This is a genomic window from Candidatus Nanosynbacter sp. HMT-352 (genome assembly GCF_022819385.1).
In the GTDB taxonomy this organism is placed as follows: Bacteria; Patescibacteriota; Saccharimonadia; order Saccharimonadales; family Saccharimonadaceae; genus Nanosynbacter.
In genome coordinates this window covers 196,591-212,301 of record NZ_CP089290.1, presented here as the reverse complement: position 1 = coordinate 212,301, position 15,711 = coordinate 196,591, and the positions used below count along the sequence as shown (strand labels likewise).

The following is a 15,711-nucleotide window of genomic DNA, read 5'->3' as shown; positions in this document are numbered from 1 at the left end:
CAAAGATTCCGCAGATGATATAATAAATATATGAGTTTATCTATTGGAATCGTTGGTTTACCAAATGTCGGCAAGTCGACACTTTTTAACGCTTTAACAAATAATGATATTTTGGCGGCTAATTATCCGTTTGCGACAATCGAGCCGAACACGGGAATTGTTCCCGTGCCAGATAATCGCCTGCAAATTTTAGCCGATCTTTATCATGCGCAAAAAATTATTCCAGCCACTGTAACTTTTGTTGATATTGCAGGGCTGGTTGCTGGCGCGTCTAAGGGTGAAGGTCTAGGCAATAAGTTTCTACACAATATCAGAGAGTGCGACGCAATTATTCATGTTGTCCGCGCGTTCGAAAATTCAAAGATTCTGCGCCATGATGAAGCACCGATTGACCCTAAGAAAGACATTGAGGTTATAAATACTGAGCTTATTCTGGCCGATCTACAAACTCTTGAAAAACGCCTGCCTCAACTTCAAAAAGAAGCCAAAGCGAGCCCAAAAGCTCGCCAAAAAGTTGAATATCTGCAGTCTTTAATCGACAATTTACAAAAAGGCGTACCAATTTCCGCCCTGACAGATGTGGATTTTGAGGCAATTTCCGACCTGCACCTTCTTACCGCCAAACCCGTTATTTACGCATTTAACGTTGACGAGGAAGGATTGAACAACTCCGATCTACAGAGTCAATTGACCGAACTCGTAAGTCCCGCAAAAACCGTCTTTGTCTGCGCAAAATTGGAGGAAGAATTGAAAGGCTTATCCGAAAATGACGCCAAAGAGTTATTAGAAAGCTACGGCGTCAAGGAAACTGGACTCGCCAAACTTATTCACGCAGCCTACGATACGCTCGGACTACAAAGCTACTTAACTGCGGGCGAAAAAGAAGTCAGAGCTTGGACAATTCACAAGGGCTGGACTGCACCGCAAGCCGCGGGCGTTATTCACTCGGATTTTGAGCGCGGATTTATTGCCGCACAAATTGTCGATTTTAACGATTTGGTCGCAGCAGGATCGGAAGTTAAGGCTCGTGAAAACGGCAAAATTCGCACCGAAGGAAAAACCTACGTCATGCAGCCAAACGACGTCGTTGAATTTAGGTTTAACGTTTAGCTAATTTCAATTTGTAAAATCGCTCGAGATTGCCCTTACTGCCAGCCACTTCACTATCTTTTTTGTCTAAAACGACGAAATATTTCCTCGCCCAATCTTCAAAATCGGACAAAATCTGTCGACGAACTTTATCGTTTTTAATAATTCCCTTATTAACCTGATGCCGCCCCGCCTCAAATTGAGGCTTCACCATAGCAACCAATATCGTATTTGTATTCATCAAATTTTCTGCCACGTGCGGCAAAATTTCCCTCAGAGATATAAACGACACATCGCCCACGATAATATCAATTACTTCATCGGCATAAAAATCACGAATATCGGTCTTTTCGTGAAGAACAATTTTTGGATTCGGTCTCAAACTTGGATGAAGCTGATCAGTTCCAACATCAACAGCAAATACCTTTTTGGCGCCATGACGCAGTGAATAGTCAGTAAATCCGCCCGTACTCGAACCAATATCTAAGACAGTTTTATCCTGAAAATTAAGATGAAAATACTCTGCCACGCTTGCTAGTTTTAAGCCAGCTCGCGAAACATAAGTTTCTTTCTTCTCGAGCTTTATCTCGTCCGAATCAGACACCATAGTCCCTGATTTTTGGACAATTTTCTTATTCAAAAAAACATAGCCCAGGCGAATAAAATTATCCGCCTGAGACCTTGTTGTCGCCAAACCACGCTCGACCAGAGCTTTATCTAATCGCTGTTTCATTAAATAGAACTATTTCTTTCGCTCGCGATATTCACCAGTGGATGTGTCAACGCTAATAATATCACCCTGCTTGATAAACGCTGGAACTTTGACAACCAGCCCTGTCTCCAAAGTAGCATCTTTTAGCACAGATGAAGTCGTATCGCCCTTAACCACATCTTCCGTATAGGTAACTTCCAGATATTTATTCTTTGGTAGTTCAACGTTAATCACTCGACCGTCAAAGAATTGAAGGCTTAATTCATCGCCTTCTTTCAGGTATTTACTAGCATCGTCCACGATTTCCGCAGCCAGCTCAAATTGCTCAAAGCTAGTCGGATCCATGAAATAGAACTTGTCGCCGTCGTTATACAAATATTGCGCAGTTTTATTATTTACTTCCGCAGCTTCGATTCGCTCTTGACCCTTGAAAGTCTTTGGAATAACACTTCCGTCAATTAGGTTTTTCAATTTCACGTTAACAATCGAACCGCCACGACCCATAACTTTTTGGCCGTACTCTACGACGCGATATGGCTTGCCGTCAATTTGACAAACTACGCCTTTTTTCAAATCAGTTGGCTGATACATATTTTCTCCTTTCCAATAAAATATCTCGCTGCCAAATATGTAATAGCAACGAGATATTGCGCATTAAACGTTCCTAGTTGCTACTGACAAATGGCAACAAAGCCAAGTGGCGAGCACGCTTAATTGCTACTGCCAAGCTTCGCTGTTGCTTTTCGCTCAAACCAGTCTTGCTGATTGGCTCGATTTGACCGTAAACATTGATGTAACGTTGTAAAGTTTTTACATCTTTATAATCAAAAATAATCGGTGGATTTTTCTTCAATTGTGCCATTTTAATCTCCTTATTAGAATGGGATTTCGCTTAGGTCAATTGGCTTATCGTCAATTTCCGTTACGACTTCCTCTTTTTTAGTAGTCTTTGGTACTGCAGAACCTGAATTGTCGCCGCTTGGACCATCTAGGAACGTTACGTCCGAAGCAGTAACTTCAATTCGGCTCTGCCTTTTACCAGTATCCTTATCTTCCCAGCTATCCTGTCGCAGTCGTCCTTGGATTAAAACCCGACGACCTTTGCTTAGATATTGCATTACCAAATCACCAAGTTTATCCCAGGCTGTGATATTGAAAAAGTCAGCCTGATCGTCTTGAGATTGTCGATCAACAGCGATACTAAAACTAACTACGTTCTTGCCAGAAGCAGTTGTTCGCTGTTCTGGATCACGTGTCAATCTACCCAACAAAATCACTTGATTGATACTTCGTGCCATATTCTATCCCCTCTTTCACCTTACGGTAGTTAGGCTTATTTACTTGATTCGCTTGAATCAGATTCTTCGTTGCGTGCTTTTTGCTCGCTTAATGCTTGACGAGTTTTTTCATCAGTTTTTACCAATAGGTAGCGCAAAACTTCATCGGTAATATTAAGTGTGTTGGAAATCTTCAATAAAGCTGGTGCCGGCAATTTAACCTCAAAACAAACGTAAACTGCAAAATCTTCACGCTTGATTGTGTAGGCCAATTTTTTCTTGCCCCAGTTTTCTTCTTTGATAATTTCACCACCGTTAGCAGTGATTAAACCACGTACCTTATCCAACGCTGAATCTAGATTAGCCTCTAAATCCGGGTGAATAAGAACAGTTAGTTCGTATTCGTTCATGTTTCCTCCTCTGGAATCCATTTACGGATGCTTACGCTGTCTCACGCAAGCTTAGGTTAATATTCAATTGTTATTATATCACTAAATGACTTATATTGCCAATTTCACTACCGATAAGTCGCAACAATTACTATTCCGCCAGCAATTCATCAAGCTCTTCTGGACTAGAAATCAAAACATCGCGCGGCTTAGAGCCATTCTGCGGGCCAATAATTCCCCGCTCTTCCATCTCTTCAATAATTCGCGCTGCCCGCTGATAACCAATTCCCAGGCGCGTTTGCAGCATACTTGTTGAGGCCTTGCGACGCTCAACCACCACACGAACCGCGTCCTTAAACTTATCATCACCACCTTCCGACAAGTCCATCACGACTCCACCCTTGCCATCCAATTGAACTGGCTGAGCCACCACTTCATCGTTGTACTGCGGAGCCATCTGCATACGCAAATGATCGGCAATTTTATTCACCTCGTCATCTGTCACCCAGGCACCCTGAATACGCCTTGGTTTGCTCATGCTCGTTACGTAAAATAGCATATCTCCTTGACCCAATAATTTCTCAGCGCCAGATTGGTCTAAGATCGTAATACTATCAACTTGACTAGCCACCGTAAAGGCAATTCGCGCCGGCACGTTTGCCTTAATCAAACCAGTAATCACGTTCACGCTAGGACGCTGCGTTGCCAATACCAAGTGAATACCAACCGCTCGCGATTTCTGCGCCAAACGAACAATTAGCGTCTCAACATCCTTTTTAGCCATCATCATAAGATCAGACATCTCGTCCACCACAATCACGATATATGGCATCGATCCATCTTCATGCTCCTGAACATTGCCATTTTCATCAGCAATTGCAATCTTCTTAGCGCGCGACTGCAGCCTCTTGTTATATTCCTTAATATTACGGATTTTCTCGCCCGCCAACAATTTGTAGCGTCGCTCCATCTCATTCACCGCCCACTTCAAAGCTGAAATGGTCTTTTCCGGTTCATTAATCACCGGAGTAAGAAGATGCGGAATATCAGCGTACGGCGCCATTTCGACTTGCTTCGGGTCAACCAAAATCAACTTCATATCACTCGGACTATTACGATACAGCAAGCTACACAGCAAAGTATTAATCATCACAGACTTACCAGAACCCGTTTGTCCAGCAATCAACAAATGCGGCATCTTTCCCAGTTCACCCACAACAACTTGACCGGATATATCTTTACCAATCCCAAAGCTCAAAGGATCACGAGCAGCAGCCCACTGTTTTGATGACAACGTACTTCGTAGTCGCACTTCGGCAGCCTTGCGGTTAGGCACTTCAATACCAACCGCTCGCTGACCAGGAATTGGCGCCTCAATCCTTAAACTTTGTGCTGCCAAATTAAGCGCAATGTTAGTTTCCAGCGCCGTAATTCGCGTCAATTTAACCCCACTTGGTGGTCTTAGGGTGTATTGCGTGACTTTTGGACCAACATTAATGTCGCCCATCGCCGCCTCAATATTAAATTCAGCCAGCGTATCGTGAATTATTTGGGCATTCTGGCGCGTATCTCCAGCATCAGCACCGCTTTCGTTCTTCTCTAATAGATCTAAGCTTGGCGCTTCCCAATTTGGATCACGAGTTGCCACCAAAGCCTGCTCTTCATTGACCTTCTCTGGTTTATCTACTTTCTTCAATAGACTCTTTTTCTCTTTGGCTGTATCAATTATTGGCACACCAGCGTTTAGCTTAATTTCTCCCAAGTCGGTCTTTTTCTCTTCTTCTGCTGGCTGAGCAATTGACGCCTTTTTCATAATAGAACGATTATTATCGTCTTCCTTAGTATTACTCTTAATCATCTCCCAAAGTTTACTGAAAACTGTAAACGGCGACGTTTGAGTAATAAATAGAACCGTTATAAACGCCAAAACTAGATAAATAATTACAGCAATTGCCGAATCTACCATTTTCAGGGTAGCCGTATTCAATATGTCGCCCACAAATCCACCAGAATTCGGATGCGAAACCGTCTTCATTAGCCCAAACAATCCAGAAAACCACACAATTTCCAGAATTGCCGCAAATTTCACCACTGCGGGTAATTGATTCTCTTCTGCTCGGAAAGTCTCAACCGCCAAATAAATCAGCAATATCGGCAAGGCATACGCGGTGTAACCAATTATTTTTACGGTTGCCATATCAATCCATTGTAAAACTGGACCACCGACACCAAACCACGATACGACGAGTAGTAGAGACAAAAGAATAAGCATCACCGCGCCAACTTGTGACCAAAAACCCGCCGGCAAACTATGCTGCGGCTTGGCTGGTGCGGATTTTTTCGTGCTCTTTCGTTTTTTTGCCATAATCGTTTTTATTATACACTGATTTTACACTTATTAACAGATGTAAAATCAACTTAATACGCTTAGTATTATAGCATAATTCACCAGTAAAATCAATCCAGAACCCTAGTACGGGCGAGTATTCTGTCGCTCTCTGGCTTTTGTGTCGTTTGCTTCAGTATCTGGCACTTGGCGCTGCGGGAAACGACGACGCGGCGCAGTCGGAAGAGTCATTTTTGACTCACCCGAGGCGGGTCTCTTACCGCGCGCTGGCGATTTCACGGCAGAATGTGTTGGCGTAGCTGCCGACTTAACAGGTTTCAAGCCACCAACCTCATTTATCACCGGAATGACAATCGGCGTTCGGCGAGTCTGATCATATAATATGTGCGTAATCTCATCTTTAATTTCTTTTTTGATCACATCCAAATCATATTTGCCAGAAAAACTACGTGCCGCTTTTTGCTTCAAATATTGACGAATCATATTCATCAACTCTTCAGAGTCGCGCAAGTAAATAAATCCGCGAGAAATAATGTCTGGGCTAGTTAATAATCGTCCAGTGCCACGCTGTACAGTCAACACCACAACAAACATTCCCTCTTGTGACATGTGAATGCGATCTTTCAGCACAACCTCAGAAACAATCGCGCCAGTGTCATCATACATCACACCGCCAACATGAATTCGCCCAGCCTTCTTTGCTTGTCTTTCAATATCAATTTCAATAATATCTCCAGCATCGCACACAAAAATATTCTTACGAGGAATTCCGCATTCTTTTTCCGCTAACCTGGCATTATGCACCAACATATGGAATTCACCGTGAATTGGCATGTAGTAAGTCGGATTAAGTGCGTTGATCAATTTAACGTGATCGTCATAATAACCGTGACCCGACAAGTGCAACGGACCGATTCCCGTCAGGTGAGTTTTACCGTTCTGAATAACGTCAGAACCTTCGCGCATCAGACCGTCAACCGTTCGCACCACGCTTTTCTCATTGCCAGGAATTGGATTTGAGCTAAACACCACAACGTCCGAACCCTTAATTTTCATATATTTATGAGCGCCCGTCGCCATGCGATTTAAGACGGCGTTAAATTCACCCTGCGAGCCAGTACAAACTACGGCAATTTGGTTATCTGGCAATTTAACAATATCTTCCATCTTCATAATGGTGTCTTTAGGAATCTTAATCGTCCCCGAACGCAACGCCACTTCCAGGTTTTGAATCATCGAGAATCCAGCAAACGCCACCTTGCGTCCGTGCTTATGCGCCTCTTCCAAAATTAATTGCAAGCGATGTACCTGCGATGAGAAACAACTTAAAATCACTCGACTATTGCTAAACTTGTCCATCACCTGACCGATGGAATACTGAATATCAAACTCTGTGTGCGTGTGCGTGCCAGCCGACTCACAGTTGGTCGACTCGTTCATGAACATCAAAATGCCTTCTTTTGAAGCCACTTCCGTAAGTCTCTCAAGATCAAACTTTTGACCGTCAACTGGACTTTCCTCAAATCGCCAGTCACCAGAATCGACAATCACACCCATTGGAGTTCTAATAATCACCGCCGTAGAATCAGGAATTGAGTGGTTGACTCGCACCAACTCGATTGAAAAATGCTTAGAAACTTGAACAATTTCGTGACTCAGCGGATCCATCACTCGATAATCCGGCTTGAAATCCACTTCTGAATCGTCCATCGTTCGATCAAGCATACCAATCGTAAACTTAGAGCCATAAACTGGCGCTGGAATACGATGAATAAAATGGCGGAACGAACCAATGTGATCAAGGTGCCCGTGCGTAAAAACATGCGCCTTAATTTTATGCTTATTCTCTTCCAGCCAAGTAATATCCGGCGTGATGTAATTGATGCCTGGATAATCACTGCCTGGGAACAGAAAGCCCATATCTACAATGATAATCTCATCATCATATTCGATGGCGTTCATATTCTTACCAATTCCCATTTCGCCAACGCCACCAATTGGGATAATCCGAAGTTTCGGCTGACCACCGCGAACAGGTTTTGGTTGCATTTTGGCGCTAAACTGCTCGCCGCCGTATCCGTTGTAAACTGACTTATTCACTGGAATATCAATCAAGTGCTGTGAAGCCCTGAGATTAACGTTCTCGCTTGTTCGTCGCTGAGCTCGGAAAACCTCACCCTTACGAGTAGTTGTGCTATTCAAAACTGCATTGTTACTTTTCTTTGACTGCAGACGTTTATTAGCGTCGTCCTTTTGCGGTGTTGCTAGTCGCCGCTGACCCATATTGTTATACTCCTTTTTTATTACAATATAATTCAAAAACCAGGTATAGAGGTGAACTGATGTAAATTCCTCTAGTTAGTACTCTTATATTAGCAAACCGCTCATATTTTGTCAAAGAACAATGTTTTATAACAGAGGTCAATTAATCATCGCCATCAACCGACGTGTGTGCGAATTTACGCTTGCCACGATAAGCGAAGAAGCCGATTGTCAATAAATTAGCCACCAACAAGAATCCAGCCAAAACCCACATACTACCGCCGTAAAATGCGTTATCTAGCCCGCCCGAAATAGCCTGGCGCAATGCGCGAATTGAGTAAGTCATCGGCACTAGCGGATTAATTGTCTGGAAGAATCCGTTGGCAGTTTGGATTGGGAATGTTCCTTCGCTGGAACCCAATTGAAGCACCAAAAGAACCATCGCTAGGAATCGCCCTGGATTGTCCAAAACAATCACCAAAAGCGACACAATCGACATATACGCAAACGACGTCAGATAAATTGCCCCGATGAAATGCGCTGGATGCTCTGGAGTTAGCCCTAAGAAAAACACCATCACCAACATCAGAATCGTTGCTTGCATAAAGGCCGCCACGCCAGCCACCGAAGCTTTAGATAGCCACCAACGAATCGCACTTTCCTGCTCAGAAAAAGTTTTGCGAATCGGATAAATAACATTCAGGACAAGTGCCCCAACGAACAAACTTAGCGACAAAACATACGGCGACAAAGCGTAGCCATAATTCGGAACATTGCCCTTTTCGGTCATTTCCGACTTCACTGGATTTGCAATTTGCTGCTGAGTCGTAGCGCCAGTTGGTTGAACTTTTATGCGATTAGAAGCGTCCGCCAATTTATTCGCCAGCGTATCCGCGCCGCTTGCCAGTTGCGAAGTTCCATCAATCAACGCGCCCGAGCGACTTTCTAACAAACTCGCGCCATTCGCCAATTTTTGACTGCCCGATTTTGCTTCGCTTAAGCCGTTTGTTAAGCTTGCCGAGCCCGCCAACAATTGATTATTCGCAAATCGCACGCTGTTATAGCCGTTAAATGCGGTGATTGCGTTTGGCGCCAATTGATTGACGCCGTTATTCAATACAGAAACTCCAGCCTGAAGCTGCGTTTATTGCGCTGATAGTTGCTGTTTTAGCGCTTGAAGATCGTCACGTAGCGTCGTCGTCTGCGCGCTAATTGTCTGAATTTTCGTGAATGCTTGAGAAATATTGCTGATTTGCGACAAACTTATCGTCGTCGTAGAATTGCCACCAGGAGCGGCTGCTTGCGCGCCCAAAATCCGCAAAGTATCGCCCGCCGCCGACAAGTCGGACTCCGAAGCTCGCATTGTTTGCGCCAAAGTTTGCGCTTCCGTTTTTACCTTGTTTTGCTGAGCCACGAGCGCTGGCGATGGATTACTAACGCTGGCGTTTAATTGATTTATGCCCGATTGCAATTGTTTCATACCGTCAGATAATTGTGACAATTGAGATTCGGTCGGCAAATTGTTCGACAATTGCCCCAATCCCGCCTGCAATTTACGAGAACCGTCGCTGAGTTGCGCTAATCCGTCAGTCAAGGATTGCTGATTTACCGCTAATTGCTTAACGCCGCCAACGTATGTTTGTGTGCCAGATTGCAATCGCCCTAATCCATCGTGCAAAGTTGACGCGCCGTTAGCTGCCGTGTCCAGCCCTACTCCAAGCTTGTCCAAATTCTCCAAAATTCCCTTAGCGTACGCCTGGGTGATTTGTTCAGACACCGAAGATTTAACCTTGGCGGCAGCTTGATTACTGACTAGCGAACCGATATAGTTTTTCGCTGGCGTGGTCGTAAAATTAATAACCGCTTGCTGAGGTTCAGATTCGGTAATTGACGCCGCTTTCTGCGAAAAGTCGGATGGAATAGTTACCACTGCATAAAAATGACCACTATTCACGCCTTCGTCTGCTTGTTGCTTACTGACAAACTCCCAACCCAAATCGTGATTATCTTTCAGTTTTTTCTCGACAGATTCGCCTACATTCAGCGATTTGCCATTTAAGCTGGCGCCCTTATCTTCATTCACAAACGCCACCGGCAAGTTTTTTGTTTGTCCGTACGGATCCCAAATTGAACCTAAGAAAAATCCACTATATAAAATTGGGATAAACGAAATCACAGCCATGGATATCAGCAATATTTTATTACTAAACAAATGTTTCCACTCGGCTCGTAACATCTTATTTTTAATCATGTGTAACCTCCTTTGCTACATCTTCCAGCGTCACAGTTTTCAAATATTCACTCCACTTTTCCTGCGCTTCAGAAAAAACCTTTTCTATCATATTCATGCCAATTTCCACCTGACGAGGACGCGATTGAAAAACTCTCTCAATAATTCCCTGAGGTTGGAAAAATGGCGATTCTCCTTCAATTGCAAGGACAACATCATGCAGCGTAACTTCGTTCATTTTTCTCGCTAAAATAAATCCGCCGCCAGTTCCCTGAGTTGAAGTGATTAGCTTTGCTATTACCAATTTCCGACTAATTTTCTTCAAGTACGTCGGCGAAACCAGCATCTTTTCCGCCAGCGCATCATTAGTTACCGGCGTCGTCCTTTTCGGATCCGCCAGAATTGCCATAATGCAGCACGCCTGCTCAACAGCTCCCGATAATCTCATACAAATCCTTTCTCGACTTAGATATAATAGATATCGATTATCCACTATACTACGTCTGGGAAACTTTTGCAAACAATCGCCTAATTAAGCGCCGCTATTATTCTTCACAAATTCCACAGCCTGAATAAAATCGTCAATTAAAGTCTGACGCATACCGCCGTTATAAAGCGCAGCGGCTGGATGATATAACGGAATCACTACGAATTCTAGATCATGTAGACGCACTTTACGTGGGCGACCGTGTTCTTTACTGATCTGCAATCCCGGAATAAATCCGCCGCCACTGTGCCTCCCTAAGGTCAGAATAGCCTTTGGCTGGATGATTTCTAGTTGCCTGAGTAAATATGGCCAAAATTGACGCTTTTCCTCTGGTAACGGGTCACGATTATTCGGCGGCCGATACTTAACAATATTGGTAATATATACATCTGACCGCTGTAAATTGGCAGACTTTAGCATTTCATCAAGGAATTTTCCCGCAGCACCAACAAACGGCTTGCCCTGCAAATCTTCATTCTTCCCTGGCGCCTCGCCAATAAAAACGATATCAGCATCAGGATTTCCATCGCCCATAACTAATTGCGTCGCCTGATCCGCCAGATCCGAGCAAACCTTCTCTTTTACAATTTCTTCCGCCAACGCATCCAATTTAGCCTGCTTGTCCATATATTTATTCTATCAAAAAACGCCCCGCAAGAAACGAGGCGCTTCTGATATTTAGTAAAACTATTTATTTACCTTGTTTACCAGTATAGTTCCTAGGTTATTTAATTCATCGCGAATTTCACCCTCTTCTGCCAGCTTCTGTATTCCTGATGTCCATTCATTAATAGGCTTCTGAATCGCAGTAAGACTGTCATAAAATTCACTCATGTAATTGGAGTCATACTTTTTATAATCACTCTTCATTTCTACAACCTTCGGTAGCATCTCTTCGACTTTTTCTAGCTTGGTAGTGAAATCTCTAATAAACTTTTTATTAGTTTCGTTCTTAGCGTCAACATTCTTAAGATTCTGTCGAGCCTTCCTAATTGTGCTTTCTACGCTAGAAAAGTTAGAGCTATTTCTGCCGTCAGAAAATTCAATTATCACCGGCATAATCTTCTCGTATACTTCTCCAAAAGCATCTACGGCTGTATTGAACTTTTCTAGTTTGCTCTTTAGAGCCTCATACTTTTCGCGAACCTCTTTGTCACCAGTGACGGCCTTCATCTTACCTATCTCTGTCAATCTGTCATTAATTTCGCTCTTTGTTTTAGTGAGCTTATCACGATTGGATTTCAATGAAGTCTCAGTTTCTGAAGTGGAGATGTACGAAAGCGACGAGGCTGCCTTATTGTATATCTCGATTGTATCGTTCACTTTGTCTACAGCAGCTTTATAATCTGCCTTGCTTGGACCGCCTAGCAACAAGACAGCTAGGACTACACCGATGATAATTACGACTAGTCCAATTATTCCGCCGATGATTCCCCACATGGCACCTTTGCTCATTTTCTTTTTTGGTGGCATTTGGTATGGAGTTCCCATGGTTGGTTGTTGTGGGAATTGTTGTTGTGGCTGAGGTTGCTGAACCTGCTGGAATTGCGGCTGTTGTGTAGCCTGCTGGAATTGTGGCTGAGGCGGTGTTTGGGATTGTGATTTATTATTGTTGTCATCCATAAATAGTAGTCTCCTGACTTTTATACTTTTTGTCATTATATCGCTATAGCTTAATTATAGTCAAATAAAAACACCCCGATTTCTCAGGGTGCTTTGTTTTTAATTACAGACTATTTATTAGCTTTTTCTTCCAAAACTTTCTCAAAATCATCAATAGACTTTTTCCATTTTTCTACAGCGTCAGTATTGAAATCTGTCTTTGGAGTCTTTGGTGCTTTTGGTAGCGATGATCTTGATTTTGTATTTTTAGCATATTCTACAATTGCCACATAATACTGCTTCATTTCTGTGTAATAATTCTTCCAGTCCTTACCATATTTGGAGGCTAGCTTATTTTCAGATTTTGACATCTTATCCAAATAATCTATACAGTCTTTTGTCTCGGAATCCAGACGCTTCTCGAAATTTTCTTTAGATTCTCGGAGGTATTTACTTACATCAGGAGATTTACACTTTTCATAAGTCTTGTCTTCTGTAAGAATAACCAAAAAATCTAGATACTCTCGCGCGCCATTATTCCAACTATCCACATACTTATCATACGCCGCCTTCACATCCTTATCGCGAAGTGCTCTATGAGAACTCATTTTCTTATTAAGATCGTTAATTCTCTCGATGGCTTTATATATTTTATCTTTTGTGTTTTTAGTACCAGCACCATTCTCGCTTATAAAAGCATCTCCTACATCAAGACCGGTAAACTGTGAAAGCAGGTCTTTATAATCCGCCTTGCTTGGACCACTTAGTAGCAAGACGGCTAGGACTACGCCAACGATAATTACGACTAGTCCAATTATTCCGCCGATGATTCCCCACTTGGCACCTTTACTCATTTTCTTTTTTGGTGGCATTTGGTATGGAGTTCCCATGACTGGTTGTTGTGGGAATTGTTGTTGTGGTTGAGGCTGCTGAACCTGAGGCTGCTGTGGAGCCTGCTGGAATTGTGGCTGAGGCGGTGTTTGGGGTTTGTTGTTGTTACTATTGTCCATAAAATTTCCTCCTAAAATTACGCTTTCGCTATTATATATTTACAAACCAATCATCGTCAAATTAATCTTACCGCGCTCGTCAATTCCAGTGATTTTCACGCGAACAGTTTGACCTTCTTTCACGACATCAGTCACTTTTTCAACTCGACGTTCCGCCAATTTCGAAATATGAACCATTCCGTCAACACCAGGAAGTATATTCACAAACGCGCCAAAATCTTTAATACCGACAACTTTGCCTTCGTAAATCTTGCCGACTTCCGGCTCCTCGATCAGACTCTTAATCCAGTTCATAGCCTTTTCAATCGACGTGCCGTCTGGGCTAGCCACAGTAATCAAACCATCTTCTTTAATATCGATCTCAGCGCCAGTTTCCGAGGTAATCTTATTGATCGTCTCACCACCCTTACCAATAATCACGCCAATCTTATCCGGATCAATCTTAATCTTCTCAATTCGTGGCGCATACGGACTGAGCGACTTACGAGGTTCTGGAAGAACGCTGAGCATATGCTCCAAAATGTGCGCTCGGCCAGCTTTGCTCTGCTCAATTGCCTGACGTAAAATCGCCACTGGCAAACCATGAACCTTCATGTCCATTTGAAGAGCCGTAATGCCCTTTGAGGTCCCGGTCACCTTAAAGTCCATATCACCAGCAAAGTCCTCAGCATCAGCGATATCACTCAATACATACGGAGTATCGCCGTCCATCATTAAGCCCATAGCAATTCCACTCACTGGAGCCGAAATTGGCACACCAGCATCCATCAACGCCAAGCAGCTAGAACAAGTCGCCGCCATCGAAGTCGAACCGTTCTGGCTCATAATCTCAGTAACTGAGCGAATAGCGTATGGAAAATCTTCTTCAGTTGGCAAAACTGGGAGCAAAGCGCGTTCCGCCAAGTATCCGTGACCAATTTCACGTCGACCTGGACTACCCATTCGCTTGACCTCGCCAACCGTATAGCCCGGCGCATTGTAATGATGCATATAACGTCGCTCACCGTCGGTAATTTCCATAGTGTCAATCAATTGCGAATAACTAAGCGGCGCCAAAGTCACAATATTCATTCCCTGAGTCACGCCACGCGTAAACAAGCTGGAACCGTGAGCGCGCGGCAAGAATCCGACTTCCGAGCTGAGCGGACGAATCTCAGTTAATTGTCGACCGTCAGGACGAACTCGTTCAGAGACAATTCCCCGACGAACATCTTTATGTAAAGCCAAAGTAAACGCTTCGTCGTAATCGCCACGAACTTCGCTATATTCTTCCTCGTCCAGTCCCAATTTTTCCGCCATCGCTTCATGGAACTCAGCACGAATTTCGCTAATCATTTCATTACGCTCTGGATATGGGCGACGAATTTTCTCACCAAATTTTCCATCAGCCCACGCGTTAACCGTTTGCTGAATTGATTCGTCTGGCAAAATTAAATCGTATTCCTGCTGCGTTGGCGCAACTTTTTCTGCCAATTCGCGCTGCAAGGCAATTGCTGGCTGCATCATCTGGTGAGCCCACGCCATAGCATCAACGATAACGTCCTCCGAAACTTCTTTGGCGCCAGCCTCTACCATTGTTATACCGCTTTCAATACCAGCCACAACCAAATCAAGATCTGACTTTTCGCGCTCTTCTGGAGTCAAAAACGCCTTAAATTCACCGTTCACTCGACCCGCGCGCAAACCAGCCACTGGACCGTCAAACGGTGTACCAGTTAACATCAACGCGCTAGACGCAGCGATCATCGCAATCACATCTGGACGGAAACTCGGATCCATACTCAAAACAGTCGCGACGACTTGAATTTCCTGTCGATAACCTTTCGGGAAAAGCGGACGAATCGGACGATCAATTAATCGACCAATCAACACAGCTTCATCGCTCGGGCGACCTTCGCGCTTGATAAATCGACTGCCAGAAATCTTACCCGCTGCATAAAATTTTTCTTCATAATCAATCGACAATGGAAAATAATCCAATTGCACTGGACGCGGACTAACCTGAGCGCTGCCCAAAACTACAGTATCGCCGTAACGCACCAAAACACTACCAGTCGTCCTAAAACCGACGCGATTCACCTCTAGCGTCAGTGGCCGACCACAAAAATCAGTGGTAACACTAAAAATCTCCTTGCCGCTTGGATTGATAATACTCATAAAGAGCTCCTTTCTTGCGGTAGTAACAGGGATGAAATTACTTGGCAATTTAGTCGTCTCATCTCTATCACTTCCGCGTTACAAATTGCTCCTTATATTATACTAAAACCTCAACCCAAACGCCAGCCGCAAGCGCACTTAACATAACC

The 15,711-nt window shown here is 43.7% G+C and carries 15 protein-coding genes; 1 reads left to right on the top strand and 14 read right to left on the bottom strand.

Annotated elements, in window-relative coordinates:
- Positions 1 to 30 precede the first annotated feature (30 nt).
- The gene (ychF, locus tag LRM44_RS01090) at positions 31 to 1,110 is read left to right on the top strand and encodes a redox-regulated ATPase YchF (protein WP_243804232.1); all 1,080 of its coding nucleotides are present in this window, start codon (positions 31 to 33) and stop codon (positions 1,108 to 1,110) included.
- Here ychF and LRM44_RS01085 read toward each other — a convergent pair.
- The 14 genes from LRM44_RS01085 to pnp form a co-directional block, all read right to left on the bottom strand.
- A complete protein-coding gene (locus LRM44_RS01085; protein WP_243804229.1) occupies positions 1,100 to 1,822 on the bottom strand; it encodes a TlyA family RNA methyltransferase in 723 nt (240 codons plus the stop codon). The two genes, ychF and LRM44_RS01085, sit on opposite strands and share 11 nt — an antisense overlap.
- A 9-nt stretch (positions 1,823 to 1,831) precedes the next feature.
- Positions 1,832 to 2,392, bottom strand: coding sequence for an elongation factor P (gene efp / locus LRM44_RS01080; RefSeq protein WP_129632170.1), 561 nt, complete (start codon positions 2,390 to 2,392; stop codon positions 1,832 to 1,834).
- A 73-nt stretch (positions 2,393 to 2,465) separates the two neighbouring features.
- A complete protein-coding gene (rpsR, locus tag LRM44_RS01075) occupies positions 2,466 to 2,663 on the bottom strand; it encodes a 30S ribosomal protein S18 (RefSeq protein ID WP_129634767.1) in 198 nt (65 codons plus the stop codon).
- A 13-nt stretch (positions 2,664 to 2,676) separates the two neighbouring features.
- The gene (locus tag LRM44_RS01070) at positions 2,677 to 3,099 is read right to left on the bottom strand and encodes a single-stranded DNA-binding protein (RefSeq protein WP_243804227.1); all 423 of its coding nucleotides are present in this window, start codon (positions 3,097 to 3,099) and stop codon (positions 2,677 to 2,679) included.
- Positions 3,100 to 3,134: 35 nt separating this feature from the next.
- Complete coding sequence (rpsF, locus tag LRM44_RS01065; RefSeq protein ID WP_243804224.1) at positions 3,135 to 3,488, bottom strand: 30S ribosomal protein S6; 354 nt, start codon at positions 3,486 to 3,488, stop codon at positions 3,135 to 3,137.
- Positions 3,489 to 3,618: 130 nt separating this feature from the next.
- Positions 3,619 to 5,832, bottom strand: coding sequence for an FtsK/SpoIIIE family DNA translocase (locus LRM44_RS01060; protein WP_243804222.1), 2,214 nt, complete (start codon positions 5,830 to 5,832; stop codon positions 3,619 to 3,621).
- 105 nt (positions 5,833 to 5,937) lie between these two features.
- Positions 5,938 to 8,097, bottom strand: a complete 2,160-nt coding sequence (locus LRM44_RS01055; RefSeq protein ID WP_243804220.1) for a ribonuclease J — start codon at positions 8,095 to 8,097, stop codon at positions 5,938 to 5,940.
- A 142-nt stretch (positions 8,098 to 8,239) separates the two neighbouring features.
- Entirely contained in the window at positions 8,240 to 9,193 is a 954-nt protein-coding gene (locus LRM44_RS01050) for a YhgE/Pip family protein (RefSeq protein WP_243804218.1), read from the bottom strand.
- A gap of 27 nt (positions 9,194 to 9,220) precedes the next feature.
- The gene (locus LRM44_RS01045; protein WP_243804216.1) at positions 9,221 to 10,327 is read right to left on the bottom strand and encodes a YhgE/Pip domain-containing protein; all 1,107 of its coding nucleotides are present in this window, start codon (positions 10,325 to 10,327) and stop codon (positions 9,221 to 9,223) included.
- Positions 10,320 to 10,754 (bottom strand): RrF2 family transcriptional regulator, encoded by a 435-nt coding sequence (locus tag LRM44_RS01040; protein WP_146423662.1) that lies wholly within the window; start codon positions 10,752 to 10,754, stop codon positions 10,320 to 10,322. Before LRM44_RS01040 ends, LRM44_RS01045 begins: the two co-directional genes overlap by 8 nt.
- A gap of 84 nt (positions 10,755 to 10,838) precedes the next feature.
- Positions 10,839 to 11,420, bottom strand: coding sequence for a uracil-DNA glycosylase (locus LRM44_RS01035; protein WP_243804213.1), 582 nt, complete (start codon positions 11,418 to 11,420; stop codon positions 10,839 to 10,841).
- Between the two features lie 60 nt (positions 11,421 to 11,480).
- Positions 11,481 to 12,416 carry a hypothetical protein gene (locus LRM44_RS01030; protein WP_243804211.1) on the bottom strand — a complete coding sequence of 312 codons (936 nt, stop codon included), beginning with the start codon at positions 12,414 to 12,416 and terminating at the stop codon, positions 11,481 to 11,483.
- A gap of 110 nt (positions 12,417 to 12,526) precedes the next feature.
- Complete coding sequence (locus tag LRM44_RS01025) at positions 12,527 to 13,405, bottom strand: hypothetical protein (RefSeq protein WP_243804208.1); 879 nt, start codon at positions 13,403 to 13,405, stop codon at positions 12,527 to 12,529.
- A gap of 39 nt (positions 13,406 to 13,444) precedes the next feature.
- Positions 13,445 to 15,562, bottom strand: a complete 2,118-nt coding sequence (gene pnp / locus LRM44_RS01020) for a polyribonucleotide nucleotidyltransferase (RefSeq protein WP_243804206.1) — start codon at positions 15,560 to 15,562, stop codon at positions 13,445 to 13,447.
- Positions 15,563 to 15,711 lie beyond the last annotated feature (149 nt).

What these genes read in the sequence shown, in the direction of transcription:
- ychF (WP_243804232.1), top strand. Translation starts at nt 31, where the DNA reads ATGAGTTTATCTATTGGAATCGTTGGTTTACCAAATGTCGGCAAGTCG.
- LRM44_RS01085 (WP_243804229.1), bottom strand. Translation starts at nt 1,822, where the DNA reads ATGAAACAGCGATTAGATAAAGCTCTGGTCGAGCGTGGTTTGGCGACA.
- efp (WP_129632170.1), bottom strand. Translation starts at nt 2,392, where the DNA reads ATGTATCAGCCAACTGATTTGAAAAAAGGCGTAGTTTGTCAAATTGAC.
- rpsR (WP_129634767.1), bottom strand. Translation starts at nt 2,663, where the DNA reads ATGGCACAATTGAAGAAAAATCCACCGATTATTTTTGATTATAAAGAT.
- LRM44_RS01070 (WP_243804227.1), bottom strand. Translation starts at nt 3,099, where the DNA reads ATGGCACGAAGTATCAATCAAGTGATTTTGTTGGGTAGATTGACACGT.
- rpsF (WP_243804224.1), bottom strand. Translation starts at nt 3,488, where the DNA reads ATGAACGAATACGAACTAACTGTTCTTATTCACCCGGATTTAGAGGCT.
- LRM44_RS01060 (WP_243804222.1), bottom strand. Translation starts at nt 5,832, where the DNA reads ATGGCAAAAAAACGAAAGAGCACGAAAAAATCCGCACCAGCCAAGCCG.
- LRM44_RS01055 (WP_243804220.1), bottom strand. Translation starts at nt 8,097, where the DNA reads ATGGGTCAGCGGCGACTAGCAACACCGCAAAAGGACGACGCTAATAAA.
- LRM44_RS01045 (WP_243804216.1), bottom strand. Translation starts at nt 10,327, where the DNA reads ATGATTAAAAATAAGATGTTACGAGCCGAGTGGAAACATTTGTTTAGT.
- LRM44_RS01040 (WP_146423662.1), bottom strand. Translation starts at nt 10,754, where the DNA reads ATGAGATTATCGGGAGCTGTTGAGCAGGCGTGCTGCATTATGGCAATT.
- LRM44_RS01035 (WP_243804213.1), bottom strand. Translation starts at nt 11,420, where the DNA reads ATGGACAAGCAGGCTAAATTGGATGCGTTGGCGGAAGAAATTGTAAAA.
- LRM44_RS01030 (WP_243804211.1), bottom strand. Translation starts at nt 12,416, where the DNA reads ATGGATGACAACAATAATAAATCACAATCCCAAACACCGCCTCAGCCA.
- LRM44_RS01025 (WP_243804208.1), bottom strand. Translation starts at nt 13,405, where the DNA reads ATGGACAATAGTAACAACAACAAACCCCAAACACCGCCTCAGCCACAA.
- pnp (WP_243804206.1), bottom strand. Translation starts at nt 15,562, where the DNA reads ATGAGTATTATCAATCCAAGCGGCAAGGAGATTTTTAGTGTTACCACT.